We start from the raw sequence: 25,234 nt of genomic DNA, 5'->3' as shown, positions 1-25,234 counted from the left end.
GGATGCGAGGCGGGACATCTTCAGGGCTGTTCGTCGGCCAAGGCACGGGCAAAGCAAAATGGGCGCGAAGGGTGAACCCCATCGCGCCCGACGCCCGATTGCGAGCGGCGGCTTGTCCGTGCCTCGACCGGCAAAAGCCCGTCGGACGGCGCGCGTATATGCGGGAAAGGGGCTTTCGGCAAGGGAAAAGGCCGGGCCGGCCGCCTTCGGGCGGCCTATGCGCGATGCTCTTCAGCCGCGCGCGCCGATCCTGCTTTCCACAAAGGCGATCGCGGCGGCGATGGCGGCGTCGCGATCGAGCGCGCTATTGTCGAGCAGCATCGCGTCGGGCGCGCGGACGAGCGGAGCGTCGGCGCGGCCCGTGTCGCGCGCATCGCGGGCATGGACGTCGGCGAGCACCGCGTCGAAACCGACCTCGACTCCGCGCCCCAGCATTTCGGCGTGACGCCGGCGCGCACGTTCCTCGGCGGTCGCTGTCACGAACAATTTGGCGTCGGCGTGCGGCGCGATGACGGTGCCGATGTCGCGCCCGTCGAGCACCGCGCCGCCGGGCTGGTTCGCGAAATCGACCTGGCGCTGGAACAGCGCGGCGCGGACCTGCGGGTGGACCGACGCGCGGCTGGCGAGGCTGCCCGTGCTTTCGAAGCGCAGCGCGGGATCATCGAGCAGGCTGGCGGGGAATTCGCAGGCAGCGAGCGCGTCGGCGGCGTTGTCGGGGTCGCCGTGATCGAGCTGGGTCTGATAGCCGACCGCGCGATAGAGCAGGCCGGTGTCGAGCACGGGAAGGCCGAAATGGGCGGCGAGCGCCTTGGCGATCGTGCCCTTGCCCGACGCGGTGGGGCCGTCGACCGCGATGATCATTGTTGCAAGCCCGCAAGCAAGGCTTCGAAATTGGGGAAGCTCGTCGCGACCGGCGCAATGTCGTCGATCGTCACCGGCGCCTTGCAGACGAGCCCCGCGACCGCGAAGCTCATGCAGATGCGGTGATCGAGGTGGCCCGCGATGGTCGCGCCGCCAGGTAACAGATCGCCGCCGGTGCCGTGGATGACGAGGCCATCTTCGCTCTCTTCGACGCGCACGCCGATCGCCGCGAGGCCGGTTGCCATCACGGCCAGGCGGTCGCTTTCCTTGACGCGAAGCTCGTCGAGCCCGGTCGTGACGGTGCGGCCTTCGGCGAGCGCCGCGGCGACGAACAGGATCGGGAATTCGTCGATCATGCTCGGTGCGACGGCGGGATCGACGTCGATGCCCTTGAGCGCGCTGTGGCGGACGCGCAGGTCCGCGACCGGCTCGCCGCCGACTTCGCGCGCATCGAGGAGTTCGATGTCGCCGCCCATCTGCCTGAGCACCTCGACGAGGCCAGCGCGGGTGGGGTTCAGGCCGACATTGGCGATGGTGACGTCCGATCCGGGCACGACCAGCGCGGCGACGATAAAGAAGGCGGCCGACGACGGGTCGCCGGGGACGATGATCGTCTGCGGCTTCAACTCGGCTTCGCCGCGAATGCGGATATGGCGCGTGCCTTCGCCGTCGGAGTCGACCGTCAGCTCGGCGCCGAAGCCCTTGAGCATGCGTTCGCTGTGGTCGCGCGTCGGGACGGGTTCGATGACTTCGGTGATCCCCGGCGTGTTGAGCCCGGCGAGCAGCACGGCGCTCTTCACCTGCGCCGATGCCATCGGCAGGCGGTAGGAAAGGGGGATGGCGGGGGCGAGGCCGCGGATCATCAGGGGAAGGCGGCCCCCCGGAGAGGCCGAGATGTCGGCCCCCATCAGCGACAGCGGATCGATGACGCGGCCCATCGGGCGCCCCGACAGGCTGGCGTCGCCGACGAAGGTGGCGGTGATCGGGTGGCTGGCGACCAGCCCCATCAACAGGCGCGTCGAGGTGCCGCTGTTGCCCATGTCGAGCGCTGCGCGCGGCTGGAGCAGCCCGGCGACCCCGACGCCGTGGATGCGCCATTCGCCATCGTCCCGCCGCTCGATGGTTGCGCCCATCGCGCGCATCGCCGCGGCGGTCGCGAGCACGTCATGCCCTTCGAGCAGGCCGGTGACGCGGCTTTCCCCGACCGCGAGCGCGGAGAGCATCAGCGAGCGGTGCGAGATGCTTTTGTCCCCCGGAATCGCGATCCTGCCCTTCAGCGGAACGGAAGCGGAAAAGCTGCGCGGGGTGGCGGTTTGATCGGTCATGGCGTGCGGCTTTTGACAGCGGCCTTGCAATCTGGCAAGGCGCACGCCGATTTGACGGATAGCTATTCAGGCGCCGTCGCTCTTCCATATTTCTATCCTGTTTCCAAAGGATTATGAGGCGTTTATGATCAAGGCTGAATGGGGCACGAAGCGCAGCTGCCCGAAATGCGCCACCCGATTCTATGATTTGACGAAGGACGATCCGGTCAGCTGCATCAATTGCGGCTATAGCTGGATTCCGGAATCGGTGCTGAAATCGAAGCAGCCGATGCCGTTCGAAGAAGCCGAGAAGCCCGGCAAGGTCGTGAAGGAAGATGTCGCGGCCGACGAGGATCTGGATCTGGACGTCGATGTCGACGAGGACAGCGACTCGCCGGACAATGATGTCGACCTTGGCGGCGACGACGATCTGGGCGTTGCCACGGGCGACGACGAGGACGACGAAAGCTGATTATCGGCGGGTGAGCGCCGGAGGTCAAAAAAGCATCGAAAGATGATTTGGCCCCTTGCATCACCCGACGGCGCTGCTAAAGGCGGCGTCCCGGTCGCACCGCCCAGGCGCGACCCGCACGAATGGCACGGGGCCTTAGCTCAGCTGGGAGAGCGCCTGCATGGCATGCAGGAGGTCAGCGGTTCGATCCCGCTAGGCTCCACCATTTCTGTTTAACTCCCGATATCGAACGAAACGGCAATCCGAGCCGGCGATGGTCAATGCCGTCGCCGATGGCCTCAATCAGGTCGCGAGGCCGGTCGGCCGTCGTTCGGGTAAGCGGATGATCCACAAGCAGGCGATGGCCACCGACAGGATGATGGCGGTCTCGCGCGGCCAGCCAAAATGAAATCCGGCCTGCACGATGGGCATGTGAATCGCATATAGCGGAAATGAAATGTCGCCGAGCAGGGCCGATGGCCCCTTGGGCGCGCTCGGGTCGAGTCCGGCGAGCAGCGCCAGGGGGGCAACCAGGAAGATGAAAGGCAGCGGCCAGAAGGCGAACGGCCACGCCGTCACCAGCGCGATATAGGCTGGAAGCGCCGCGGCCCCGGCCCAGAAGGGAATCTTCGGCAGCGACCGTTTCATCGTCAACCGCGCCACCAATATGCCGATGATATAAGCCGTCATCGCCCGGAATATGATCAGCAACTGGGTTTCGGCGGACGTGTGTTGAAGAATGCGCGGGAAGCCGCCGTAGGAATAGGCCGCGACAAACGCCGCGCTGACCGTTGCGAGCGCGACCCACAACATGCGATCACCCATCTTTGCCAACCACAGGCCGTGAAGCGCATTTGCCAGAAGCTCATAGGTGATCGACCAGGCCGGGCTGTTCAGGATATAGGGCGTCGTTGCTCCATAGGGGATCAGGAGCATGGCGAATAAATAGGTCACCGCCAGATTGGGCGACGGCCCCAGCGCCCAAAGAGGCAAGGCCAGGCCAAGCGATGCGCCGACGGCCATCGTGAACCAGAGCCGCCGATAGCGTTTGAGCAGAAAGGACAGGGGGCTCAGCGACCTGTCGCGAAGGCGATCCTCATAGGTGCGGGCCATGACGAAGCCCGACAGCATGAAGAAGAAATCGACCGCAAGATGCGCTCCGGCCAACGTCTGGCTCGCGTGCATCAGCAGGACGAGCCACGCGGCTATCCCACGCAATGCGTCGAGACCATGGATCCTGCCCCTCATGATAGCGGTGTGGGGCGAATTGGTTAATGTCCGGCTAAATGCCGCGTTGGCGCCGGCTGTTCAAGCGAAGCCGTAGTGGGGTGGCGGCGAAGCTATTCCGCCGCCTCTTCCTTGTCGAACAGCGGCAGCATCTCGATCGGGTCGGCGAGCGTGATGCGGTCGAGGATCGACGCCGTGTCGTCGCGAACCCGGAGCATCAGGCTGCGCAACCGGCAGTCGATTTCGGGCAGGCAATTCTTGCAATGCTCGTGCGCGTTGCGTGCGGCGCAGGGGACGAGCGCGAGCGAACCGCGCGTCAGCCGCACAAGATCACCATAGCTGATGTCGATCGGGGGCAGCGCGAGCTGGTACCCGCCATCGCGCCCGCGCTGCGAGATGAGCAGCCCCTCGCGCGCCATTTCGGACAGGATCACGGTCAGAAACTTGGGCGGGATATTCTGCGCGTCCGCAATGTCCGCCAGCTGCACCTGCCCCTTGCCCCAATGATCGGCCAGGTGCTGGAACGCGCGGATCGTATAGCGGGTCTTCTGCGAGAGCATGGCGGCGTTACTGTGACATATTCGACCTTAATTCAACCTGTCTGGATGACAAATGTTGCACGGTTGATGAAAATCACAGCGGGTGGCATGAATCACCGATAAAAGGGTCGCTGGACAGCCCGGGTTCGGGCGCATCGAGGGTGGACAGGATGATGCGGAAAATTTTGGCGACCCCGGCCGTGCTCGCGGCCTGCCTGCTTGCCGTCGCGCCGGCGCAGGCGCAGTTCGGCGGCCTGCTTCGCAAGGTGACGACGCCGGCGCCCAAGCCGAGCGAGGACGACAATGGCGGCTGCCCCAAGGGCAAGAAGGGCAATAGCATCGGCCGCAACATATTGGGCAATGTGATCAACGACGCGGTCGGCGACGTCGCGAGCAAGGCCGGCGTCTACTCCTATGTGCCGATTTCGGAGGTCAGCGGCACGCTCACCGACGCCATCGCCTGCCGCCTCGACCCCGCCGAACAGGTGCAGGCGGCGGCGGCGACCGAGGAGGCGACGCGCGGCGAAGAGGTCGGCGCGACCGCGAACTGGACGAGCGGAACGCGCGAGAATGTCAGCGGGTCGTCGACGGTCGCGGCGAAGAACGAACTCGCCGACGGGACGCAGTGCATGAACGTCACCGACATCATCATCGTCGAGGGCGAGGAAACGCGCGTGTCGAAACGGATGTGCAAGGGGCCGGGGCAGGCACGCTATGTCCTGGCCGCGTAAATTCGTTCGTCTCGCGGCGGCGGCGGGGCTGATCGCCTGCCTGACCGGCGCCGCGAAACCGGCGGTCGATCCGCAGAACCCGACCTGTCCGCTGAACCCCGACTGGTCGGCCAATCCGGCGATGAAGCTCACCCCCGTCGCCATGAAGAACGGCAAGGTGCTGCTCGCCGAGGGGCGGATCGACGCGGGGCTGCCCGAGCGGCTGAAGGCCGCGCTCGCCGCCAATCCCGACGTCGGCGAGGTCTGGCTGCGCTCGCCGGGCGGCGACGCGCGCGCGGGCAATGCCGCGGGACGGATCATCCGCTCGAACTTCGGGCTGACGACGCGCATCCCGGCGGGCTGGGCCTGTTTCAGCGCGTGCAACTTCGTCTTCATGGGCGGGCAGCCGCGCGTGATCGACCCCGGCGGGCTCTTCATCGTCCATATGTTCACCCGCACCGGCGATCGCAGCACGATCGACATGAGCGTCGCGATGGGCACCGACGCGACCAAGGAATTGATCGGCGACATCGAACAGGACGCCGCGCTGCTCGCGAGCGAGGACAATGATTTCCTCATCCGCATGGGGGTGTCGCGCAAGCTGCTGACCGAGGTCATGTACCAGCAGAAGGCGCTCGAAAATGCCGACGACAAATCGACGCGCCGCTGCCTGACGCAGGCCGAGGTGAAGACCTATAACGTTGCAAATAACAACGAATAGGATAGGCTGCGCCTCAAAATAGGAGAGGCTGCCATGAACGAGATGACGCACGATCACGCCACTTTCCGCTCGATGATCGACGGAACGCAGGAAGATTGGGACATTATCGCACGCGAGCAAAAGGAGTTCGCGCCGAACAATGGCAAGCGCATCCTCGACCATCTGAAGCTGCTCGGCGGCGATTATGGCGGCTTCCCCGTCGACCGGCTCGAACATTGCCTGCAGACCGCGACCAGGGCGCATAGGGATGGCCGCGACGAGGAATATGTCGTGATGGCTTTGCTCCACGACATCGGCGACACGCTCGGCGCGTTCAACCACCCCGACGTCGCGGCGGCGATCCTCAAGCCCTTCCTGTCAGAGGAAAATCTGTGGATCGTCCAGCATCACGGAATCTTCCAGGGCCATTATTTCTTCCACTATCTCGGGCTCGACCGCGACATGCGCGACCAGTTCAAGGATCATCCCCATTATGCCGCGTGCGCCGAATTCTGCGAAAAATATGACGCGCCGGCGTTCGACCCCGATTATGACAGCGAGAGCATCGAGTTTTTCGAGCCGATGGTGATGCGCCTCTGCTCCTATCCGCGCACGAGCATCTACAAAAAGGTGATGGTCGAGGAAGCGGCGGAGTAGTAGCGGGTTGCGGGAGTTCAGTTAACCGATGTGGTCGCGTTTCAAGGCATTGAGGAATTTCAACAAATTCCTTCTGCTGATACTTCTGTTCATATCGATCGTGCTACCGCTAGAAATCTTCAATAAGATTTCTAGCGGCGTTGAAATGAGCGGCGAAGATTATCTGAAATATGCCCTGATCTGGGCCTCGTTCGTGTTCGGATTCGTCTTCATAAATTTTGTTGATTTTATCGTGAGAGCGATGAACGGCGACAGCGCGGAATTGTGACACTTCTGGCCTAACCGGTAAAAGTCATCGGTCGACGCCGGATATGTTTTCCGGACTTACTTCCCCTTGAACTCGGTCTTGCGCTTCTGCTGGAACGCCATGATGCCTTCCATCGCGTCCGCGGTGCCGCCCGCGATGAACTGGCCCTTGGCTTCGGCGTCGAGCGTGGTTGCGAAATCCTGCGACAGCCCGTCGCGCAGCACCTTGCGCATCGTGCCGAGCGCGATGGTCGGACCGTTCGCGAGCCGCGTCGCCAGCGCCTTTGCTTCGGCCATCAACTCGGCATCGTCGACGCATTTATAGATCATGCCCCAGTCGGCCGCCTGCTCGGCACCGATCTTCTCGCCGAGCATCATCATCTGCAACGCGCGCGGCACGCCGATCAGGCGCGGCAGCAGCCACGAGGATCCGCCGTCGGGAACGAGCCCGATATTGACGAACGCCTGCAGGAAATAGGCGCTCTTGCCCGCGATGGTGAAATCGCCCGACAGCGCAAAGCTGCACCCGACGCCCGCCGCGGGGCCGTTGACCGCGACCACGACGGGGATGTCGAGATTGGCGAGCGAAAGCAGCATCGGGTTGTAATGGCCGCGCAGCGCATTGCGGCTCCGCGCCCCGCCGCTGACGGCGTCGCCCGCCGACCGGTCGCCCGCCAGATCGGCGCCCGAGCAAAACCCCCGGCCTTCACCCGTGATCAGCAGCGCGCGCGCGCCAAGCCCCGGCAAATGATCGAGCGCCGCGCGAATGTCGTCGGCCATCGCGGGCGGCATCGAATTCAGCCGGTCGGGGCGGTTGAGCGTGATCGTCGCGACATTGTCGGCGACGGCGAGCTTGATCGTGTCGAAGCTGGGACTGTCGGTCATGGGGAAGAATCCTCTCGCAAATGCTTTACCTTTACGTTCACGTAAAGTTGTGACGCATTTGCCGGGCGAGTGCAAGGGGGAAGGGGGCGCGACCACGCTCGCATCCCGCCGATGGCAGCTGCTCGCCTTCTTGCTTCGCCATCCCCGCGAAAGCGGGGGGCCAGAGCGGGCTTGGGCCGACCCCGCACCGGGTTCCCGCTTTCGCGGGAATGACGGGGGAGGCGGGATCGCCCGCTCTCCACCCCATGTCGGTCGTCGGTGGCCGATCTGGCGGCAATGACCGGCACCGATTGCCGACATGCAGCCCAACTCCGTTCGCATCGAGCGAAGTCGAGATGCCCCTCGGGCGAAGCGCCACGTCGATGGATGTCTCGACCTCGCTCGACACGAACGGACAGAGAGGAGCGTCCGCCCCCCCCCCCTTCCGACCATTCACTGCCGATTTGGCAAGAATGACGGCATTCGACCGGAAGTGGACATTCTTTTGAACCGTCACCCCGGACTTGATCCGGGGTCCACGACTTCAACGCCGCAGTGGATCCCGGATCAAGTCCGGGATGACGAAGGTCTGAAAACGACCGGTTGCGGACATCCAGAATATCCGCTCAATGGTAGGATGGAATCCTTTGACCCATCTAAATCGCTGGAAGAGCTTACCGGCCTTACTGTTAGCGAACCTGACGCCGCGGAGACGCCGCTGATTGAGTGGGTCATTAGGTCTTGGAAAAAACCGCTTCGCGATTTGTCGGACGATGAAATCGGCCGGCTCGTGGTGCAACGCAATGGGTTTCCTTACGTCCTCGATCTTGTTTGGCCGAAGCTGGAAATCGACCCCCTATTCGACGGAGGCTATTATCCGGGCGACGTCCTTTCCAGCCTCATTCGATGTGATCCAAAGCTATGGGACGCTCGTCCAAGCTATCAGGCACAATTGATTTCCCTTTACCAGCGAGCGATTCACCGCAATCCAGAGGAAAATGATGCGTTTCGGGCTAGCCTTGACCTGCCGGAAGAAGGCGCCGTCATTTCCTGAACCTTAAGTCCGCTCCCCACCCCAAAACCGACGTTCGTCGCCGATCCGGATGCAATGTCGGGAAACGACCGATTGCGGCCGTCGGCAAAGATGCCATAGTGCCTGCATGAAAATGCTAATTTGTATTGCCCTGCTGGCCCTCGGCCATAATTCGCCAGCAAATGCAGAGCCGCAAAGTTCCGCCGCCGTCATTGCGCCGTCCGCACAGGAATCCTCCCCACCGAGTGCCGAGAAGTTAGCTCTGATTCATCGGTTTATGAAGGCGTCTGGCCTTCAAGTCCGGATCGACACAGGGAGCTTTTTAGAAAGATACGCTTTCATACCCGAGTTGGGTTGGGCGCAAGGCACCGAAAATGCTCCACAGAACAGGACGCTGATGGAGATATGGACCGGCCCCATAGACACCCTGAAAGCAGCCTATGAGAAATATCGCCCGCAATATCAGGAAGCATATGAGAGTCATATCAACTGGGAATTCACCGAGGAAGAGCTGCGCGGAATCGTGAGCTTTTTGGAGTCGCCACTCGGCGAACACTATCTCGACGGGACATGGCGAATGGAGGCTTACACCGGCACTAATATGGAAGAGACCGAGGAACTGCTCGTGAAGCAGGCGGTCGAGCTCTATCAAAAGCGATAAGCCATCTGGTCCGCTTTCCACCCCAAAACCGCCAATCGCTGCCCTCCCGATTGCACGTCTTGCGCTGGCGCCGGACGACCTTACAAGCGGCCGAAAGCCATTTAGCGCCCAAGGGGGATCCCGCCGCATGACCGACAGCCTGTTTCGCCGCAAACCGATCGTTCCGGAACGGCGGGAGGGGGAGCAGGCGCTGGCGCGGACGCTCGGCTGGCCGCACCTTATCGCGCTCGGTGTCGGCGCGATCGTCGGCACGGGCATTTTGACGCTGATCGGCGTTGGCGCCGACAAGGCGGGGCCGGCGGTCATCCTCTCTTTCGCCGTGGCCGGGCTGATCTGCGCCTGCGCCGCGCTCGCCTACGCCGAGATGGCAACGATGATTCCCGCGTCGGGCAGCGCCTATACCTATTCCTATGTCGTGATCGGCGAACTCATCGCATGGGTTGTCGGGTGGAGCCTGATCCTCGAATATTCGCTCGTCGTCAGCGCCGTCGCGGTTGGCTGGTCGGGCTATGCCGCGCCCTTGCTCCAGGCGTGGGCGGGATTCCCGATGGCGCTGATGCAGGGGCCCGAACTCGGCGGCATCGTCAACCTGCCGGCGATCGCGATCATCGCCGTCGTCGCGGGGCTGCTGCTCGTCGGCACGCGAGAGAGCGCGACGCTCAACGCGATCCTCGTGCTGGTCAAGATCGCCGCGCTTGTCGTCTTCGTCGCGGTCGCGCTCCCCGCCTTCGATGCGGCCAACCTCGAACCCTTCAGCCCCTATGGCTTCGCCAAGCATATGGGCCCCGACGGCGTCGAACGCGGGGTGATGGCGGCGGCGGCGATCATCTTCTTCGCCTTCTACGGCTTCGACGCGATCGCGACCGCGGCCGAAGAAGCGAAAAATCCCGACCGCGACCTCAAGATCGGCATCGTCGGTTCGATGGTCGCGTGCGTCGCCATCTATATCGCGGTCGCGGTCGCCGCGGTGGGGGCGATCGCCTACACGCGCTTCGCCAACAGCCCCGAACCGCTCGCGCTGATCCTGCGCGAACTCGGCAGTCCGCTCGCGGCGCAATATCTCGCCGTGTCGGCGGTCATCGCGCTGCCGACCGTGATCCTCGCCTTCTTTTACGGACAGAGCCGCATCTTCTTCACCATGGCGCGCGACGGCTTGCTGCCCGCGGGCCTTGCGAAGCTGTCGTCGCGGGGCACGCCGGTGCGCATCACCATCTTCACGGCGATCGTCGTCGCGGTGCTCGCGGGCTTCATTCCCCTGGGCGAGCTCGCCGCGCTCGCCAACGCCGGCACGCTCGCGGCTTTCTCCGCGGTGTCGGTGTGCATGCTGATCATGCGCCGCCGCGCTCCGCAAGCACCACGCACCTTCCGCACGCCGCTGCCGTGGGTCGTGGGCGGCATCGCCGTGCTCGGCTGCATCTATCTCTTCTTCAGCCTGCCCGTGCAGACGCAGCTCTGGTTCGTCGTCTGGAATATCGGCGGGCTGGCGGTCTATTTCCTCTACGCGCGCCGCAACGCGGCCGTGGGCTGACCGCTGCCGGCATGATCCGTTTCGACCGGTCGCAGCAGAGGCTGGCAGCGGGCGTTTCGGCGCTCGCCGGCTTTATCGACGCGATCGGCTTTGTCGAATCGGGGGGCTTTTTCGTCTCCTTCATGACCGGGAATTCGACGCGGCTCGCGGTCGGGGCGGCGGAATGGACCGCCGCGGCGCTGATCGCGGGCGCGATCATCGCGCTGTTCCTTACCGGGGTCGTCGCGGGTTCGCTCCTCGCCGCGCGCGCGGCCGTCCGGCGGAGCGGGTGGATCCTTCTGTCCGTCACCATGCTGCTCGCCGTCGCCGGCGCGCTTCGGCTGTTCGATCTTGCATGGCTTTCGGTCGCCTGCCTCGCGCTCGCGATGGGCATGGTCAATGCGGCGATCGAGGGGCGGGGCGGGGCCGTCGTCGGCGTGACCTATATGACGGGAACGCTGGTCCACATGGGTTACAAGATCGCCAATGCGCTGCGCGGCGACGGTGACGCGCGCTGGTTGCCGCACCTCGCATTGTGGGCGGCGCTCGTCGTCGGGGCGATCGCCGGTGCGCGCGCCGTCATCTGGTCGCCGCCGCTGGCCTATGGCCTGGCGGTTCTGTTTTCGGCAGGGCTGACGGCGCGGGCGCCATGGGCGGAGCGGCGCACCTGACGGCGCGCCGCCGCCGCTTCAATCGAACAGGTCGCTGAGGAAGCTCTTTTTGTAATTTTTCTTGTACGGCTTGCCGCCATAATGGCGGTCATCATAGCCGCGTTCGCGATATTCGGGCTGTGGCGGCGGGGGAGGGGCCGACGCGCGCGGCGCGGGGGCGCTCGCGGCTTCGCTGCGCTCGATGATCTTGTCGAGTTCGCCGCGATCGAGCCACACGCCGCGGCATTGCGGGCAATAATCGATCTCGATCCCCTGACGTTCCGACATCGTCAAATTCACGCGGCAGGTTGGGCAAAGCAGGCCTTGGGGTTCGGACACGGATATTCCTTTCTTCGTAAAGGCGGCCCACCGGCTGCCGTCTCGCTTCAACGTGCCACCGCCGGCCTGCGTTCCGCAAGCCGGAAGGCCCGATCCGGCCTACGGAGGCGGAGCGGGCCGATGTCAGGCGGGTTTCCAGTCGAACGCCAGCGGGGCTTCGCGAAAGGCAAAGCGGTCGAGGTGGCGTGCGACGACGCCCGTCATCGCTTCGACATGCGCCTCGCTGCTCGCATCGATACGGACCGACAGTGCGTCGGCGCCGGCGTCGAAGGTGACGAGCGCATCGCTCGTCCAGGTGGCGCCGCGCCCATCCTTGGGGAAGGTCACGGTGCCATGGTCGGGGGTGAATTCGACCGCGAGGTTGTGCTGCCAATGCTTGCACAGTTGCTGCAGGTATTTGCTCGCATGCGCCGTCGGTACGTGCGCTACCGATGATAATGTCATGGTCTGATTTCCTTACAGTCGTTCGATCTTTTGTGATGCCTCGTCGATCAGCGCGACAATGGCGTGCATGGTCTCATTATCGAGATCGCGATCGCCGAGCCGGTTCATCAACACCGCTTTCAAATTGCCCATCGCGCGGCGGACCGAAGCAGGGTCGGTGCGCTGGGTTTCTTCGCCCACCGCGGTCAGGCGGGCGAGGGCGGCATCGACGATTTCGCTGTTGGCCTCCAGTTCGGCGCGCCCGGCGTCGGTGATCGCGAACAGCCTTTTGGCGCCTTCGCTCCGCTGCGCCTCGATCTGTCCCATGTCGTCGAGCATCGTCAGCGTCGGATAGATGACGCCGGGGCTCGGCGCATAGGAACCGCCGGTCAGCTCCTCGATGTGGCGGATCAGATCATAACCGTGGCGCGGTTCGTCGGCGATCAGCTTGAGCAGCACAAGCCGCAACTCGCCGCCGTCGAACATCCGGCGGCGCTCGCCGCGCTCGCCCCGGCCGCCGCCGCCGCGACGGCCCCCGCCGCCAAAGCCATGTCCGAAACCGTGGCCAAATCCTCGCCCGCCGCCGCGATGGATCGCCCGCCGCCCGCCGCAACCCCGGCCGTCCAATTTTGCATAAAAAATCATTTGTCGTTCCTCAGAGTGATTCGAGATGTGTCTAAGATATATCGTAATACGAGCTTTGCAAGGGCTGCCCCCCGCGCTGCGCGGCACCTTCGCCAACTTCCACCGCACGCCTTGACTTCGCGGCCATTCCCGCTATTAGCGCCCCCGTGTTGCCACGGGCTTGCTCGCGGCAATTCCGTCCGAGACAGTTGGTGAAGGGGATCTGCCCTTCTTAATTTCCAGCCGAGACGGGGAACAGTCTTTTTCGGTCGCCCGCCTGTTTTCAGGCGACGCGTCTTGACCGACCCCATCGGACATCGTTGCGCAAATGCAGGTGAGCCTTGGCTCGCGTCGGCATTTGCGTGTGTTAGCCGCCCGGCGGCGCGCGTGCTTCGGCGTGCGGGCATCCGGGCAGATGAGTGGAGTATAGGCATGGATCGTACGGAAAAGGCCGAAGCCGTATCCTCGCTGAACGCTACGCTGGGATCAGCTGCTGCTGTTGTGGTCGTCCGCAACCTCGGCATGACCGTCGCTCAGTCGACGGTGCTGCGCCAGCAAATGCGCGATGCAGGGGCCGACTTTCGCGTCACGAAGAACCGTCTTGCCAAAATCGCGCTCGATGGCACGTCCTACACCGGTATCGGCGAACTGCTGACCGGTCCCACGGCCCTCGCGACCTCGACCGATCCGGTCTCGGCTGCGAAGATCGCCGTGGAATTTGCCAAGACCAACGACAAGCTTGAAATCGTTGGCGGCGGCATGGGCGACGTGGTCCTCGACGTGAATGGCGTGAAGGCGCTGGCTTCGCTTCCCTCGCTCGACGAGCTCCGCGCCAAGATCATCGGTCTGGTGCAGGCTCCGGCCACCAAGGTTGCGCAGATTGCCGCAGCCCCGGCGGGCCAGTTGGCGCGGGTTTTTGGCGCATATGCCGCCAAAGAAGCAGCGTGATTTCGAACTAACCCTTGAAACTTACTGCCGGGATATCCCGGTTCTGATGGAGAATGAACATGGCTGATCTTGCAAAGATCGTTGAAGAATTGTCGGCACTGACCGTCCTCGAAGCGGCTGACCTGTCGAAGATGCTCGAAGAAAAGTGGGGCGTTTCGGCCGCCGCTGCTGTCGCTGCCGCTCCGGCCGCTGCCGCTGCTGGCCCGGCTGCTGAAGAGCAGACCGAATTTGACGTCATCCTGACGGGTGACGGCGGCCAGAAGATCAACGTCATCAAGGAAGTCCGCGCGATCACCGGCCTGGGTCTTGGCGAAGCCAAGGCGCTCGTCGAAGGCGCGCCGAAGGCCGTGAAGGAAGGCGCCAGCAAGGCGGAAGCCGAAGAGCTGAAGAAGAAGCTCGAAGCTGCCGGCGCGACCGTCGAACTGAAGTAATTCGGTTCGGGGTTCCGGCCGGTCAACCGGCCGGGTTCCAGCGAAAAAAAGGGCGGTGCCGGAAGGCACCGCCCTTTTTTATTCGGCGGGAGGCCGCCGGTCAGTTCCGGGCAAAGCCGGGGCGAAGCGTACCAGGGCGTACCAAGCCGCGCTCGGGGCGGCGAACTTCCTGTTCCGCGGGCGTCTGAGTGACTTCGCGCTGGGCAATTTCCCATGCACTTACTGGCTTGCGCGTCATATCTTGCTGATTAGCCAGCGTTTCGTCGTAGGCGACGCGTTCCTGACGGTCGAGGAAACGGGCACGCTTGAGGCGCTTGCTGAGCGTCGCAAAAGGATTGCCGGGCGTCGGCCCCGCAAGGGCCATCGCTTCGTGACGTCCCATGCTGCCGCTCGGCGCCGCGGCGAAAGCGGGGGTGGTGCGCGGTGCCTCGACGCGTTCGCGCGGAGTATAAGCGGGTGTGATCCACGGCTGCGCTTCGGTCATCGCGGGCGTGGCGGTCACCGCCGGCTCACTGTCATAGGCGCGCGCATTTTCTGCATTCGCGCTCGCGCTGCGGCGGCGGCGAGCAAAGGCGAGACCCGCACCCCCGACGATGAGCAGCGCGGCCGCGCCTCCAGCGAGTTCCCAAGGGAAATCGTTGCCGCCAACGCTCGAATTTTCAGCAATCGGCGGCGATGCGGCTTCCGCGACGGGTTCGGCGGGGGCAGTCATCTGAGCGGCGACAGGTGCGACATCTTGGGCAGGCGCGGCATCGGTGGCGGGCGTTTCGGCGACCCGCTCAGGCGCGGCTGCCGGAGCAGCGGCCGTGCGGGCGCGCGGCGATGCCCGTTCGCTCTTGGCCGGAGCAGGAGCGGCTCGCTCGGCCGCCTTAGGCGCGGGGGCGGGTTCCGCCGGCTCGATTTCGAGCGGCACTCGGATGACCGGCCTCGGCGCCGGCGGCTGCGTGGCGGGGGGCTGTGCGGCTTCCGGCGCCGCAACGGGGGCGGGCGTACTCGGCTCGGGCACCGTTGGCGGGGTTTGCGGGGCAGGCGCAGCGACCGGCGGGGTCATTGTGATCGTCGGCGCTTCCTGTGCGAACGCGCCGGGGGTGGACAGGGCCAGAAACGCGGCAATCGCGCTCATGGCGGGGCGGGAGAGGGCGATATTCTTTGTCATAGTGAGGAAGGAACGAGCCACGTGTTGAAAGTGCTGCCCGAAATGCGGCGCTTCCGCGACGAGCCGTGCGCGTCGAACGGCGCGGCGAAGATTTCGCCACGATAGACCATTATAGGGAAGCCGCCTTTTCCAGACTTTCGGGATGAAAGTGACAGTGATTTTGCGTTTTGATGGCAGCCGCGTCACCAATACGTCATTCGCGCGCAACCTTGGTGTGATCAACGCCGGGCATGAAGACGACCGACCCTGTCCCCACCCGGCTACCCGACCATCTGCGCGAAACGCAGCGCCTGCTTTTCATCGCCAAACATGCGCGCTGGACGGGCGGCCTGCATCCCGACGATGGCAACCACGCGCCCTATCACAGCGAAATGCGCGAAACGCTTGAGCGGCTTGGCATCGCGCTATCGATCGCTGACAGCTATGCCGCGCTGTTCGATCGGCCGGCGGTCGATTTCGTCTTTCCGCTACTGAATCGCGGCGGCTTCTTCAATTCGGAAATGCTGCTTCCCTTGCTGTGCAACCAGCATGGTTTGCCGTATCTGGGCGCCTCGCCGATTGTTCGCGGCTTGTCCGACGACAAGCATCTGACCAAGCTGGAAGCAGCGGCGCGCGGCGTGCCGACTGCACCCTGGGCCTTGTTCCGCCGCGGCGCGCCCATCGACGTGTCGCGTTGCCCGCCGGCGCGGCGCTGGGTGATCAAGCCGAACAACAGCTCCGCCTCGTGGGGCGTGCGCGATGCCCACGACCGTGTGCAACTTGCGCGGGCGGTCGCCGGAATCCACGCGCTTGACCATGATGCGATCGTCGAGCCCTTTATCGACGGCAGCGATATCGAGGTGCCGGTCATCACGCTCGATGGCGAGCCGACCATGCTGCCGATGATGATTTTCGAGCAGGCCGACCCGACCCAACTCCGCTCGTATCAGGAGAAGCGCGACCTAGTCGGTCATGTCGGATATTCGATCAAGCGGTTCGACGATCCATTCATCGCTGGCCGGGTTGCGGACTATACGGCTCGAATGGCGGATATTTTTCGCCCGTTCGATTATGGTCGGTTCGAGTTTCGCGTCGATCATGCGACCGGCGACGTCCGGTTGCTCGAGGTCAACCTGAACTGCAACCTCTGGTCCGAAAAGCTGTTCTCGCGCTCCGCGGTGGCCGCGGGCTTTTCCCACGCCGAGCTGATCGAAACGATCGTCGCGGAAAGCATGATCCGCCAGATCGTGCCCGCGGCAGCGCGGCGCAACGCGGCGTGAGCGGATCGATCCTGATCCTGGCCGGGCGGCGACAAGGAGCCGTCGATCCGCTTGCCGAGGCGCATGGCGTTGCCGACAAATGCCTTGTTCCCGTCGCGGGACGGCCGATGATCGCGCATGTTCTTGAAAGCGCCGCGGACAGCAAGGCGGTGCGGATCTTCGTTTCGACGCACCACGCCGGGCTGCTCGACGATCTCGCCGATCCGGTGGTCGAATTGCTGGGCGGCCGCCTGATGGTCACGCCGGCGGCCGACAATCTGGCGGATTCGGTCCTCGCGGTTGCCGACAACGCCGCGTTTCCTTTGCTTGTCACCACGGCGGATAATTGCCTGCTGACCCCTGCGACGATCGCGGAGATCGAGGCGGAGGCCGTGCGGCTGGATGTCGATGCGGGCGTGGCGCTGGCGCGCCGCGAGGACGTGCTTGCGGCCCATCCGGAAGGTCAGCGGCGCTTTTACGAGTTTTCGGACGTCGCGGTGTCGAACTGCAACGCCTATTGGATCGGCCATCCCGGCGCCTTGAAAGCGGCGGAGGCATTTCGCGGGGGTGGGCAGTTCGTGAAGAAGCCACTCCGCGTGATGCAGGCGTTCGGCCTCATCAACTTGCTCCGTTTCCGCTTCGGCCTTGGACCAATCCATCATATCTTCCGGCGCATTTCACGTCATCTGGGAGTCGAGATCGCCCCGTTGCTGGTGAGCAACGGGGCGACGGCGATCGATGTTGACAATGAAAGGTCGCTACGAGTGACAGAGGCGCTGATGAAGCGCCTCGATATCATCAATCCGCGACCCAGTTCCCGTGAAAACCCGGGGGGACGCGGTGGGGCAGGTGAACGACAGCTTGCGGTGACCCGGTAAAATCATCGGCGTCGACGATGACGAGCGCGGTCGTTTCGTTATTCATGTTCACGACCAGCCCGATCAGCCAGCCGTCATCCTCGGCGCCGCTTGCGCTGCGCGGGACGAAGACGAACTCGCCGGGATGGCGGCCGGGACCGAAATCATGGATGGCGGTCGTTCCCTTTTCGAGGTCGTGCTTGAACAGGCGCGTTTCTGCCAGCGCCCATTCGGCAGACACGTTGTCGGGGATCGCAATCGTATAGGCATAGCGATAAGGCTTCGTCGTCAATCGTTCATCGTAGCGCGGGAATTCCTGCGCATGATCGTGGATGACGGTGCGGGTCGTCGTTCCGGCGACCGGATCGATCGTCCAGCGTTCCAATCGCGATTTTTCGCTGTCGGGACCGCGCTTCGAACTCGCGAACATCGTCTCGTGCGCGACGACGTCGACGATCACCTTGCCGTCAGCTGTTTCATAGGCGTTTGCGGGGTGGAAGACATAGCAGGGCTCGACCGGCACCCAGATGATACTGTCGCCGCTGCCTTTCCTGGGGAGGAGCCCGACGCGCGCTGGATGCGCATCGTTCCATGCGTAGGGGAAGCGATAGCCCGCCAGCAGCATTTTCATCGAGAAGGTGACGGGGAGGTCAAAGACCAGCACGTAATTTTCGGTGATGGCGCAATCGTGGATCGAAGGGCCGTCGCTGACCGTGACCGGCTCCTCCCGGATGACGTGCGCTTGGCTGTCGAGCACGACGTGCCAGACCTTGTTCGGCTCGTCGCCGCGATAGGTGATGGCGTGCATCTCGTCGGTGAAGGGATCGTGATGCGGATGTGCCGTATATCCTCCGATCAGCGTGCCGTCGAACGGGTTGTGCGCGATCGAGTTCAACTCGTAGCCCAGTTCGACAGGCTTTCCGCCGGCCTCGACGATAGCGAACGTACGACCCGCGAGGCCGACGACATTGGTGTTCGGCGCGTCGTTGCGGTCTTCGCGCGGGCCGGGAGGCAGTTCCTCACCCAGAACTTCGCACGCCTCGGTGCCGCGGACCCAGCGGTTGCGGTACCAGTCGGCCTTGCCGCCTTCGATGCGGATGCCGTGGACCATGCCGGCGCCGGTGAACCAGTGGTAGCTGGCGGGATCGGGCGCGGCGGCGGGGTTCGGGCCGTTGCGCAGGTAGCGGCCGGTGAGCTGCGCCGGGATCTCGCCATCGACGCGGAGCGCTTCGAGCGTGAGTTCTTCGGTCATCGGTTTGTGGATGCCGGTGAGGAAGGGGTGGGCGTCGGTGGGGCGGGGGAGGCGCTTGCGGTTGAAGTCGGCGACCTTGCCGATGCCTTTGACGACCGCGCCGCGGATGAGGGTTTCGACGTTGCTTGCCATGACGATGCTCCTTACGGAAGGTGACGAAGGTGCCGCGTAGCGTGGGGGTTGCGCCGGCGACTCGATATGTTTACAGTGGCAACATCATGGCAAGCAAAGATAACAGTGTCAACTTAAAAGGCGGGGCGCCGAAGACGGCGCGCGCCTATCATCATGGCGACCTGCGCGCGGCGGTCATCGCGACGGGGCTGAAGAGGCTGGCCGAGGGCGACGGCGCCGAGCTGGGGCTGCGCGCGCTGGCGCGCGACGTCGGGGTCAGCGCGACCGCGCTCTACCGCCATTTCCCCGACAAGGAAGCGCTGCTCGACGCGCTCGCCGACGAGGGGCTGCGGCGGCTCGGCGCGTTGCAGGCGCAGGCGTGGCTGAAGGCGGGCGGCGGGGTCGCGGGCTTCAAGGCGACGGGGATCGCCTATGTCCGCTTCGCCCACGACGAGCCCGCGCTTTTCCGCCTGAGCTTCACGCGCCAGATGCCCGACCGCAAGGAAGGCGGCGACGGCGGCGAGGTTGCGTACAATCTGCTGCGCGCCGGGGTCGGCGAAGCGCTGCCCGGCGTGGACAATGTCGATATCGCCGCCCTGCACGCCTGGGCGCTGGTGCACGGCCTCGCGATGCTGATCCTCGACCGGCGCATCGACTGGGACGAGGCGAAGGTGGCGGAAGTCGTCGGCCTGACCTTTGGCGGGGTGGACTGATCGCGGGAAAAACCGGGCCGCAAGGGCGGCGCGTTATATTAGCGGTTTATTTTACCCTTTTCGGCTAACTGGTTGCATGACCCAGTCGCTGTCCCCCAGAGTCGAGGCGGTCTTTTGGTTCCTCCTGACCGCGACGGGATATTTCCTGCTGGCGAGCCTGTCGCTGCACGCGACCAAGGGCGCCGACAATATCGCGGCGGTCTGGCCGCCGAGCGGCTATTTCCTGGCGCTGCTGCTGTTGATGCCGAGCCATGCGCGCGCGCGCCTTTCGGCGTTCGCGGGCATGGCGTCGGCGAGTTTCGCGGCGAACCTGTGGGGCGGCGTGCCGCCGCTGTCGTGCATCGCCTATACATTGGCGAACGCGTGCGAAGCCGCGGTCGCGCTGTGGCTGATCCGCCGCCGCGAGGTGGGCGAGCTGTCGTTCATGGTTCCGCGCGCGGTCGCGGGTTTTTGCCTAGCGGCCCTGGGCGCGAGCGTGGTCAGCGCCGCGGTGGCCTGGGCCCTGGTCGAAGGACTGACCGGGGCGAGCGCCGATTTCTTCCTGTCGTGGCTGACCACGGTGCTGTTGGGGATGCTGATCGTCACGCCGCCGATCGTGATGCTCGCGCGGATGATCGGGACAAAGGCGATGGACAATGCATCGCGGGCGATGAAGGCCGAAGCCGCAGCGATCCTGACGCTGTCGGGCCTCGTCACCATCGCGGCCTTTTCGCAGTCCGCGTTTCCGCTGACCTTCCTGCCGTGCATGGCGGTCGTAGCGGCGGCGTACCGGCTCGGTCCGTTCGGCGCCGCGGCAGGGATGCTGATCGTGACGATCATCACATCGTTGATGACCGGGCAAGGCTATGGGCCGATCGCCGCGATCGAGGAGGCGTCGAAGGTCAAGGTGCTGTTCCTGCAATTCTATCTGCTGTCGCTGCTGTTCACGACGCTGCCGCTGGCGGCGATGCTGATCGTCCGCCAGCGGCTGGCGAAGCGGCTGGAGCAGAGCAACCGCTGGCTGCTCCAGGCCGAGGCGGCGGCGCTCGTCGGCCATTGGCGCGTCGATCTGGTCGGCTGGTCGATCCGCTGGTCCGACCAGGCCTATCGCATCCACGGGCTCGTTCCCGGCACGCCCGTCGATGTGAACTATAGCGTCGAACAATATATCGCCGAAGACGGCGCCGCGGTGCGAAAGATATTGGAACAGGCGGTCCGTACCGGCGAACCGTTCGAGTTCCAGGGGCGCATCCGGCGCGCCGACGGCGAGATCCGCCACGTGAAGTCGCACGGATCGATCGAAACGGGGCGGGGCGGCCGGGCCATCGCGATTTTCGGTACCGTGCAGGACGTCACCGAGATCGTCGAAAATGCGCGGATACTGGAAGCTGCGCGCAGCGCCGCCGAGCGCGTCGCGAACACCGACATGCTGACCGGCCTGCCCAACCGGCGGCACACGCTGGCCTTCCTCGAAAAGGCGCTGGAGGGCGCGCGCGAACATGGCGCGCCGCTGGCCGTCGCGATATTCGACATCGACCATTTCAAGCGGATCAACGATACCCACGGCCATGCGATGGGCGACCGCGTCATCCACCGCGTCGGACAGCGCGCCAAGGCCGCGCTGCGCGACGAGGATATGCTGGGCCGGATCGGCGGCGAGGAATTCGTCTGTATCCTCCAGCGCGCGAGCGCGCAGGCCGCCGAAATCGTCGCCGAGCGCGTCCGCAAGGCGGTCGAAACCGGCACCGCGGCCGAAGACGGCCTGCCGCAGGCGACGGTCAGCATCGGCCTTGCGGTCTTTGACGGCGAGCTCGACATCGAGGAGCTGTTGCACCGTGCGGATCAGGCGCTCTATGCGGCGAAGCGCGACGGCCGGAACCGGCTGCGCATGGCGGCCTGAGGGCGGAAGGTTCCGGTTTGGGAATATTGGCGGGTTTGGGGTGGGAAGCGGACAGCGGGCCGGATGCTGCGACGCTGGGATGGGCTCAGTCGGTTGCTTCTTCGACGGAAGTTTCCCATCCGTCATATTTTACCTTGTAATGAGCCTCCATCCTCAGCGTGTCTTGGCGAAGCCGAGCCAAATCCTCGGGCGTCGTCGATTGCTCTCGTTCAAGCCAAAGATAGAGTTTGCCGTCAGCGTCACTTACATCAACCAATCGCCAACCTAAGGCAATGGCATCGCCTTTAAGTCGATTGATCGGTGCATCTTCCCCAGCAAAATACACGCTGACTGGTCGAACGATATTGGGGGCGTCCCCAGCGTCCCTCAGGGCGCTGACGACTTCAGCGTCAGACATCTCCTCTTTTGCGAGGCGCTCTGCCGTGATCGGAACCTGATCCAACCCCATTGAGAGGATTCCTGCGGCGAGAACCATCGATAACATTTGGCTCATGTGCCACTGCCCACCGATGTCTGCAACCGGTCGTTTCCCGACATTGCATCCGGATCGGCGACGAACGACAGAAACGGGGTGGTTAGCTGCCGGACCGCATTTGGCTGTCGAATATTATCTGTAGACATTGACGCACGCGATTATCGAGACGGATTAAAGCTTGGCACGGCCCAGCGCGTTTAAGATTGCTGAATGCAGGAGGTAAACCAATCCTCCGCCAGTTGCTACAAGTCCCGCGGCTAAAGCATCTCGATCGCTTACACCAAGATCGACCGCGAACATGTGCTCGATAAGATATGCTGCCAGAGCTGCAACGCAAACTACCTCAAGCAATATAACGGTGATCTTCGCATCCTTCCGCATCTTGCTATCAAATTTCTGCACAACGAGCCCCCACGCCGATGAAAATCGGCATTAGCGTAGCCGATTGCAATGCCCAACACCATGACCGGTTCCGTGTCGGCCGAAGTCGGCGCGGAACGGCGACTTCTGGTCGAAAGCTACCGTTCGCCATCGCGGGCTCTTCAAATCATCGGGGCCTGCGCCGGATCGGGCCGCAGGTCTTCGCCCTTTACCGCGGCGGCATGGCGCGCGGCGACGGCGTTGCTGCCCGCCATGGTCAGCGCCAGCAGGCCGACGACGAGCGCGTCGAGCAGGAGGAGCGGCCCGTCGATGATCGCCGGGGCGACGATCGCGCCGAAGCTGAGCGCATAATGCACGATCATCAGCGGCAGCACGCCCGCGAGGATCAGCAGCACGGTGCGCCAGAAGCTGCCCGCCATGATCCGGATCGAGCGGATCGGGCCGATCGCGGCGTTGCCGAGCGCCCAGGCGACGGTCCATGCGGTGAAATAGATGCCGGCAATGCTGCCGAGCAGGACCAGCGCATAGCCGGTCCATTGCGCGGCCGGGCCGGAAAGGCCCATGAGGCCGGTGAGCGAGGGGCCGAACAGCGCCCACCATTGCTGCAAGCCATTGAGCGCAAACAGGATGAGCCACAGGCCGATCGCGGGCCATTCGATGCGTGCCGCGCGCCGCGCGTCGAAATCGAAGAGGATGTAGCGCGTGAACCAGTAACCGGGCAGCAGCAGCGCCAGCGTCTTCGCGAACCCGAACTGGAGGCGAAGCATGTCGCCCTCGGCCGCCTTGGCCCCGGCGATCCCGTCGTACATGCCCGCGCGCCATTCGACGACATGCTGCGCGAGTTCGACCAGCACGGGAATGATGAAGAGGAGCGGGCAGGCGAGGGCGAAGGCCCACGCGCTGCGATAGATGGTCGCGATGTCAGTCTGCATCGGCGGGCCCTTCCGGGTCGAAGGCGATCAGGTCGCCGGGTTGGCATTCGAGCGCGCGGCAGATCGCGTCGAGCGTCGAGAAGCGGATCGCCTTGGCCTTGCCGGTCTTGAGCACCGACAGGTTGGCGACGGTGATGTCGACGCGTTCGCTGAGTTCGGTCAGCGTCATCCGCCGCCGCCACAGCATGTCGTCGAGCAGGATGCGGATCGCCATATTAGGACCCTAAATCGTCTGTTCGAGTTCTTCGCGCATCGCCGCGCCCTGTTCAAAGATGCGCGCGAGGACGAAGAGGAGGAGGACGGCGAGCCACGCGGTCAGGCTGGGCTGCCAGCCGAACACCTCGCCGCTGGTGCGCGACATTTCGAGCGAAAGCCAGCCGTAACCCGCGTCGATGACCTGCGTCGCGAGCAGCCACCAGCCGATCGTGCGGAGGCGCCGGGCGTTATCGGAGGTGAAGGCCGCGCCCGCCCGTGTCGCGTCAATCATCGCGATCAGCCGCGTGAAGATCGCATGCGCCGCAATGGCGATCGGGATGCAGAGCAGGAGGGTGATGCGGAACAGGTCGAGCATGTAACCGCCATCGACCGCGGGCTTGGCGCCGGCGATCGCGTCCACGACGATATCGGGCCGCAGGCTGGTCGCGACCAGCGCCACCATGAACAGCGCGAGCAGCACCCAGTTCAGGATATTCAATCCCATGAGCAGCCGGCGGCTCCAGAGCAACATCGCGAATCCCTCTTTGATTATCGATACGCTACATATCGATAATCGATAAGTTATATATTGCAAGGCGATATTGCGACGGCTGAGCTGATGACGATCAGGAGAATGGGGCGAGGGTGGCTTCGCGCATGGAAAAGGGCGCGGAAGCGATGCTTCCGCGCCCCGATCCCTGAGCCGAAACGGCTTAGTTGGCGGGCTGTTCGACCGTCGCGTCGGCGGCGGCGGTCGCGTCGGCCTGCTGCGCCGGTTCGCCCGTCGCCTGCGCGACGGCGGCGGCGAACTGTTCGGCGGTATAGGCTGCTGCCAGACCGGCGGGCGACATCAGGAAAGCGCTGCGCGGCAGGCTGACATCATCGCCCGAAGGCGTCGTCACCACAACCGCATCGGCGCTGGCCGATTTGACCTTGCCGAGCACGGCGGCGCCCTTGAGGCTGCGGACGTCGGTGCCGGCGACGAGCGCTGCGGCGACCGCGGCGTCATCGGCGGCGGCGGCGGTGTTCACTTCCTGCATCGCGGCGGCGAACTGTTCGGCGGTGAAGCTGGTCGCGAGACCGGCCTGGCCGATGAAGAAGGCGCTGCGCGGCAGTTTCACGTCGCCGGTCGGGCTGGTGAGCACCACGCCATCGGCGGCGACAAGCTTGACCTTGCCGAGGATGGAGTTGCCGTTGACGCCGCGGACGTCGGCGCCGGGCTGGAGCGCGGCGGTCAGCTTGGCCTCGTTGCCCGCGGCGGCCTGATCGACCGCAGCCATGACCTGCGCCTTGGTGGCGCCGATCGTCGGACCCTGTTCAAGCTTGCCGAAGGAATTGGCCGGGAGGGTGACCTGCTTGCCTTCGCCGAGATCGACGACGACATTCGCGCCCTGCGCGCTCGAGACGGTGCCGAGTTCGGCGCCCTCGGAGTCGAAAACCTTGGTGCCGACCGAAAGGTCGACCGTCGCCGCGGCGGCGTCCTGTGCCATTGCGGGGGCGGCCACGACGGCCGCCATGCCGAGAGAGAAAGTTGCAACAAAGCCTGCGAGTTTCCGCATCGCTTGGGGCCTCCTTTGAGGAATTGAGATTGGAACGGATGAATCTTGAACGCGCATAAGGGCGCAAGGGCCACGCCAAGGCTGACGAACCGTGCCTTGGACGGGGTGAGGCGAGCATTTGCCGTAGCGGGAGGAGCGAACCGGCATTCCGGGGGACTCGCCCCGGGGACTCGCAGCGCCTCTTGCCCATTTGGGTGATGCGGGCCCGCGGGGCGGTCGGTCGAGGCCAGCGCGGCTATGGATCCCCGATCAGTTGCGGCACGGCGACGCGAGGCCATCCACTCTCCCTCTTGGGCAGTCGTCCTTTCTCC

Annotated in this window: 29 protein-coding genes and 1 tRNA gene; 15 read left to right on the top strand and 15 right to left on the bottom strand. The window is 64.5% G+C overall.

Features of this window, described 5'->3' with window-relative positions:
• Positions 1–231 precede the first annotated feature (231 nt).
• Positions 232–861 (bottom strand): (d)CMP kinase, encoded by a 630-nt coding sequence (locus VSX79_RS10890; protein WP_326913349.1) that lies wholly within the window; start codon positions 859–861, stop codon positions 232–234.
• Positions 858–2,186 (bottom strand): 3-phosphoshikimate 1-carboxyvinyltransferase, encoded by a 1,329-nt coding sequence (aroA, locus tag VSX79_RS10885; RefSeq protein ID WP_326913348.1) that lies wholly within the window; start codon positions 2,184–2,186, stop codon positions 858–860. Before aroA ends, VSX79_RS10890 begins: the two co-directional genes overlap by 4 nt.
• A 124-nt stretch (positions 2,187–2,310) precedes the next feature.
• Between aroA and VSX79_RS10880 the strand changes: the two genes are divergently transcribed.
• Positions 2,311–2,637, top strand: coding sequence for a TIGR02300 family protein (locus VSX79_RS10880; RefSeq protein ID WP_179495512.1), 327 nt, complete (start codon positions 2,311–2,313; stop codon positions 2,635–2,637).
• 129 nt (positions 2,638–2,766) lie between these two features.
• Positions 2,767–2,842, top strand: a tRNA-Ala gene (locus VSX79_RS10875).
• 77 nt (positions 2,843–2,919) lie between these two features.
• On the opposite strand, the gene VSX79_RS10870 is transcribed toward VSX79_RS10875, so the two are convergent.
• Positions 2,920–3,864 (bottom strand): acyltransferase family protein, encoded by a 945-nt coding sequence (locus tag VSX79_RS10870; protein ID WP_179495515.1) that lies wholly within the window; start codon positions 3,862–3,864, stop codon positions 2,920–2,922.
• A 92-nt stretch (positions 3,865–3,956) separates the two neighbouring features.
• Complete coding sequence (locus tag VSX79_RS10865) at positions 3,957–4,403, bottom strand: RrF2 family transcriptional regulator (RefSeq protein WP_326913347.1); 447 nt, start codon at positions 4,401–4,403, stop codon at positions 3,957–3,959.
• A gap of 149 nt (positions 4,404–4,552) precedes the next feature.
• On the opposite strand from VSX79_RS10865, the gene VSX79_RS10860 reads away from it, so the two are divergent.
• Genes VSX79_RS10860 through VSX79_RS10850 form a run of 3 tightly spaced genes read left to right on the top strand, consistent with a single transcriptional unit; the run spans position 4,553 to position 6,449 of the window.
• Entirely contained in the window at positions 4,553–5,113 is a 561-nt protein-coding gene (locus VSX79_RS10860; RefSeq protein ID WP_257018082.1) for a hypothetical protein, read from the top strand.
• Positions 5,097–5,813: a COG3904 family protein gene (locus VSX79_RS10855; RefSeq protein WP_326913346.1), complete on the top strand. Its 717-nt coding sequence runs from the start codon at positions 5,097–5,099 to the stop codon at positions 5,811–5,813. The genes VSX79_RS10860 and VSX79_RS10855 overlap by 17 nt, the downstream gene beginning before the upstream one ends.
• A gap of 33 nt (positions 5,814–5,846) precedes the next feature.
• Positions 5,847–6,449 carry an HD domain-containing protein gene (locus tag VSX79_RS10850; RefSeq protein ID WP_179495521.1) on the top strand — a complete coding sequence of 201 codons (603 nt, stop codon included), beginning with the start codon at positions 5,847–5,849 and terminating at the stop codon, positions 6,447–6,449.
• Between the two features lie 324 nt (positions 6,450–6,773).
• Here VSX79_RS10850 and VSX79_RS10845 read toward each other — a convergent pair whose 3' ends face one another.
• Entirely contained in the window at positions 6,774–7,580 is an 807-nt protein-coding gene (locus tag VSX79_RS10845) for an enoyl-CoA hydratase-related protein (RefSeq protein ID WP_179495523.1), read from the bottom strand.
• A 484-nt stretch (positions 7,581–8,064) separates the two neighbouring features.
• Here VSX79_RS10845 and VSX79_RS10840 point away from each other — a divergent pair, with 484 nt between their 5' ends.
• From VSX79_RS10840 to VSX79_RS10825, 4 genes are all read left to right on the top strand, one after another.
• Complete coding sequence (locus tag VSX79_RS10840) at positions 8,065–8,613, top strand: contact-dependent growth inhibition system immunity protein (RefSeq protein WP_326913345.1); 549 nt, start codon at positions 8,065–8,067, stop codon at positions 8,611–8,613.
• 106 nt (positions 8,614–8,719) lie between these two features.
• Positions 8,720–9,253: a DUF2059 domain-containing protein gene (locus tag VSX79_RS10835; protein WP_326913344.1), complete on the top strand. Its 534-nt coding sequence runs from the start codon at positions 8,720–8,722 to the stop codon at positions 9,251–9,253.
• A 127-nt stretch (positions 9,254–9,380) separates the two neighbouring features.
• Positions 9,381–10,781: an amino acid permease gene (locus VSX79_RS10830; protein ID WP_179495529.1), complete on the top strand. Its 1,401-nt coding sequence runs from the start codon at positions 9,381–9,383 to the stop codon at positions 10,779–10,781.
• Positions 10,782–10,792: 11 nt separating this feature from the next.
• Positions 10,793–11,431 (top strand): YoaK family protein, encoded by a 639-nt coding sequence (locus VSX79_RS10825; RefSeq protein WP_326913343.1) that lies wholly within the window; start codon positions 10,793–10,795, stop codon positions 11,429–11,431.
• Between the two features lie 18 nt (positions 11,432–11,449).
• Here the strand turns inward: VSX79_RS10825 and VSX79_RS10820 are convergent, their stop codons facing one another.
• From VSX79_RS10820 to VSX79_RS10810, 3 genes are all read right to left on the bottom strand, one after another.
• On the bottom strand, positions 11,450–11,698 hold the full coding sequence (locus VSX79_RS10820; RefSeq protein ID WP_326915249.1) for a TFIIB-type zinc ribbon-containing protein: 249 nt from the start codon (positions 11,696–11,698) through the stop codon (positions 11,450–11,452).
• Positions 11,699–11,872: 174 nt separating this feature from the next.
• Positions 11,873–12,193: a DUF2218 domain-containing protein gene (locus VSX79_RS10815; RefSeq protein ID WP_179495534.1), complete on the bottom strand. Its 321-nt coding sequence runs from the start codon at positions 12,191–12,193 to the stop codon at positions 11,873–11,875.
• Positions 12,194–12,205: 12 nt separating this feature from the next.
• Complete coding sequence (locus VSX79_RS10810) at positions 12,206–12,817, bottom strand: PadR family transcriptional regulator (protein WP_326913342.1); 612 nt, start codon at positions 12,815–12,817, stop codon at positions 12,206–12,208.
• A 411-nt stretch (positions 12,818–13,228) separates the two neighbouring features.
• On the opposite strand from VSX79_RS10810, the gene rplJ reads away from it, so the two are divergent.
• Together rplJ and rplL are read left to right on the top strand one after the other, a co-directional pair.
• Positions 13,229–13,744, top strand: a complete 516-nt coding sequence (rplJ, locus tag VSX79_RS10805; protein ID WP_166941561.1) for a 50S ribosomal protein L10 — start codon at positions 13,229–13,231, stop codon at positions 13,742–13,744.
• Positions 13,745–13,803: 59 nt separating this feature from the next.
• Complete coding sequence (gene rplL / locus VSX79_RS10800; RefSeq protein ID WP_179495538.1) at positions 13,804–14,175, top strand: 50S ribosomal protein L7/L12; 372 nt, start codon at positions 13,804–13,806, stop codon at positions 14,173–14,175.
• A gap of 100 nt (positions 14,176–14,275) precedes the next feature.
• Here rplL and VSX79_RS10795 read toward each other — a convergent pair whose 3' ends face one another.
• Complete coding sequence (locus VSX79_RS10795) at positions 14,276–15,520, bottom strand: hypothetical protein (protein ID WP_326913341.1); 1,245 nt, start codon at positions 15,518–15,520, stop codon at positions 14,276–14,278.
• Positions 15,521–15,561: 41 nt separating this feature from the next.
• Between VSX79_RS10795 and VSX79_RS10790 the strand changes: the two genes are divergently transcribed.
• Together VSX79_RS10790 and VSX79_RS10785 are read left to right on the top strand one after the other, a co-directional pair.
• Positions 15,562–16,590: a D-alanine--D-alanine ligase family protein gene (locus VSX79_RS10790; protein WP_179495542.1), complete on the top strand. Its 1,029-nt coding sequence runs from the start codon at positions 15,562–15,564 to the stop codon at positions 16,588–16,590.
• A gap of 107 nt (positions 16,591–16,697) precedes the next feature.
• A complete protein-coding gene (locus tag VSX79_RS10785; RefSeq protein ID WP_326913340.1) occupies positions 16,698–17,447 on the top strand; it encodes a hypothetical protein in 750 nt (249 codons plus the stop codon).
• On the opposite strand, the gene VSX79_RS10780 is transcribed toward VSX79_RS10785, so the two are convergent.
• On the bottom strand, positions 17,368–18,810 hold the full coding sequence (locus VSX79_RS10780; protein WP_326913339.1) for an 8'-apo-carotenoid 13,14-cleaving dioxygenase: 1,443 nt from the start codon (positions 18,808–18,810) through the stop codon (positions 17,368–17,370). The genes VSX79_RS10785 and VSX79_RS10780 overlap by 80 nt on opposite strands.
• Before the next feature lie 86 nt (positions 18,811–18,896).
• Between VSX79_RS10780 and VSX79_RS10775 the strand changes: the two genes are divergently transcribed.
• Together VSX79_RS10775 and VSX79_RS10770 are read left to right on the top strand one after the other, a co-directional pair.
• Positions 18,897–19,502: a TetR/AcrR family transcriptional regulator gene (locus VSX79_RS10775; RefSeq protein ID WP_179495548.1), complete on the top strand. Its 606-nt coding sequence runs from the start codon at positions 18,897–18,899 to the stop codon at positions 19,500–19,502.
• 76 nt (positions 19,503–19,578) lie between these two features.
• Positions 19,579–21,381: a sensor domain-containing diguanylate cyclase gene (locus tag VSX79_RS10770; protein ID WP_326913338.1), complete on the top strand. Its 1,803-nt coding sequence runs from the start codon at positions 19,579–19,581 to the stop codon at positions 21,379–21,381.
• 85 nt (positions 21,382–21,466) lie between these two features.
• Here VSX79_RS10770 and VSX79_RS10765 read toward each other — a convergent pair whose 3' ends face one another.
• The 5 genes from VSX79_RS10765 to VSX79_RS10745 form a co-directional block, all read right to left on the bottom strand.
• Positions 21,467–21,874: a ribonuclease E inhibitor RraB gene (locus tag VSX79_RS10765; RefSeq protein WP_179495559.1), complete on the bottom strand. Its 408-nt coding sequence runs from the start codon at positions 21,872–21,874 to the stop codon at positions 21,467–21,469.
• Positions 21,875–22,398: 524 nt separating this feature from the next.
• Positions 22,399–23,169, bottom strand: a complete 771-nt coding sequence (locus VSX79_RS10760; RefSeq protein WP_179495563.1) for a hypothetical protein — start codon at positions 23,167–23,169, stop codon at positions 22,399–22,401.
• Positions 23,159–23,383, bottom strand: a complete 225-nt coding sequence (locus VSX79_RS10755; protein WP_179495565.1) for a helix-turn-helix domain-containing protein — start codon at positions 23,381–23,383, stop codon at positions 23,159–23,161. Before VSX79_RS10755 ends, VSX79_RS10760 begins: the two co-directional genes overlap by 11 nt.
• 9 nt (positions 23,384–23,392) lie before the next feature.
• Positions 23,393–23,896, bottom strand: coding sequence for a DUF2975 domain-containing protein (locus VSX79_RS10750; protein WP_326913337.1), 504 nt, complete (start codon positions 23,894–23,896; stop codon positions 23,393–23,395).
• 181 nt (positions 23,897–24,077) lie between these two features.
• A complete protein-coding gene (locus tag VSX79_RS10745) occupies positions 24,078–24,923 on the bottom strand; it encodes a hypothetical protein (protein ID WP_179495569.1) in 846 nt (281 codons plus the stop codon).
• Between the last annotated feature and the right edge of the window lie 311 nt (positions 24,924–25,234).

Source organism: Sphingopyxis chilensis, assembly GCF_035930445.1.
Lineage (GTDB): Bacteria > Pseudomonadota > Alphaproteobacteria > Sphingomonadales > Sphingomonadaceae > Sphingopyxis > Sphingopyxis chilensis.
This window is presented reverse-complemented; position numbering and strand designations above follow the sequence as displayed.

Coding starts and splice junctions, on each gene's coding strand:
- VSX79_RS10890 (WP_326913349.1), bottom strand. CDS start 861: ATGATCATCGCGGTCGACGGCCCCACCGCGTCGGGCAAGGGCACGATC.
- aroA (WP_326913348.1), bottom strand. CDS start 2,186: ATGACCGATCAAACCGCCACCCCGCGCAGCTTTTCCGCTTCCGTTCCG.
- VSX79_RS10880 (WP_179495512.1), top strand. CDS start 2,311: ATGATCAAGGCTGAATGGGGCACGAAGCGCAGCTGCCCGAAATGCGCC.
- VSX79_RS10870 (WP_179495515.1), bottom strand. CDS start 3,864: ATGAGGGGCAGGATCCATGGTCTCGACGCATTGCGTGGGATAGCCGCG.
- VSX79_RS10865 (WP_326913347.1), bottom strand. CDS start 4,403: ATGCTCTCGCAGAAGACCCGCTATACGATCCGCGCGTTCCAGCACCTG.
- VSX79_RS10860 (WP_257018082.1), top strand. CDS start 4,553: ATGATGCGGAAAATTTTGGCGACCCCGGCCGTGCTCGCGGCCTGCCTG.
- VSX79_RS10855 (WP_326913346.1), top strand. CDS start 5,097: ATGTCCTGGCCGCGTAAATTCGTTCGTCTCGCGGCGGCGGCGGGGCTG.
- VSX79_RS10850 (WP_179495521.1), top strand. CDS start 5,847: ATGAACGAGATGACGCACGATCACGCCACTTTCCGCTCGATGATCGAC.
- VSX79_RS10845 (WP_179495523.1), bottom strand. CDS start 7,580: ATGACCGACAGTCCCAGCTTCGACACGATCAAGCTCGCCGTCGCCGAC.
- VSX79_RS10835 (WP_326913344.1), top strand. CDS start 8,720: ATGAAAATGCTAATTTGTATTGCCCTGCTGGCCCTCGGCCATAATTCG.
- VSX79_RS10830 (WP_179495529.1), top strand. CDS start 9,381: ATGACCGACAGCCTGTTTCGCCGCAAACCGATCGTTCCGGAACGGCGG.
- VSX79_RS10825 (WP_326913343.1), top strand. CDS start 10,793: ATGATCCGTTTCGACCGGTCGCAGCAGAGGCTGGCAGCGGGCGTTTCG.
- VSX79_RS10820 (WP_326915249.1), bottom strand. CDS start 11,698: ATGTCGGAACGTCAGGGGATCGAGATCGATTATTGCCCGCAATGCCGC.
- VSX79_RS10815 (WP_179495534.1), bottom strand. CDS start 12,193: ATGACATTATCATCGGTAGCGCACGTACCGACGGCGCATGCGAGCAAA.
- VSX79_RS10810 (WP_326913342.1), bottom strand. CDS start 12,817: ATGATTTTTTATGCAAAATTGGACGGCCGGGGTTGCGGCGGGCGGCGG.
- rplJ (WP_166941561.1), top strand. CDS start 13,229: ATGGATCGTACGGAAAAGGCCGAAGCCGTATCCTCGCTGAACGCTACG.
- rplL (WP_179495538.1), top strand. CDS start 13,804: ATGGCTGATCTTGCAAAGATCGTTGAAGAATTGTCGGCACTGACCGTC.
- VSX79_RS10790 (WP_179495542.1), top strand. CDS start 15,562: ATGAAGACGACCGACCCTGTCCCCACCCGGCTACCCGACCATCTGCGC.
- VSX79_RS10785 (WP_326913340.1), top strand. CDS start 16,698: ATGATCGCGCATGTTCTTGAAAGCGCCGCGGACAGCAAGGCGGTGCGG.
- VSX79_RS10780 (WP_326913339.1), bottom strand. CDS start 18,810: ATGGCAAGCAACGTCGAAACCCTCATCCGCGGCGCGGTCGTCAAAGGC.
- VSX79_RS10775 (WP_179495548.1), top strand. CDS start 18,897: ATGGCAAGCAAAGATAACAGTGTCAACTTAAAAGGCGGGGCGCCGAAG.
- VSX79_RS10770 (WP_326913338.1), top strand. CDS start 19,579: ATGACCCAGTCGCTGTCCCCCAGAGTCGAGGCGGTCTTTTGGTTCCTC.
- VSX79_RS10765 (WP_179495559.1), bottom strand. CDS start 21,874: ATGAGCCAAATGTTATCGATGGTTCTCGCCGCAGGAATCCTCTCAATG.
- VSX79_RS10760 (WP_179495563.1), bottom strand. CDS start 23,169: ATGCAGACTGACATCGCGACCATCTATCGCAGCGCGTGGGCCTTCGCC.
- VSX79_RS10755 (WP_179495565.1), bottom strand. CDS start 23,383: ATGGCGATCCGCATCCTGCTCGACGACATGCTGTGGCGGCGGCGGATG.
- VSX79_RS10750 (WP_326913337.1), bottom strand. CDS start 23,896: ATGTTGCTCTGGAGCCGCCGGCTGCTCATGGGATTGAATATCCTGAAC.
- VSX79_RS10745 (WP_179495569.1), bottom strand. CDS start 24,923: ATGCGGAAACTCGCAGGCTTTGTTGCAACTTTCTCTCTCGGCATGGCG.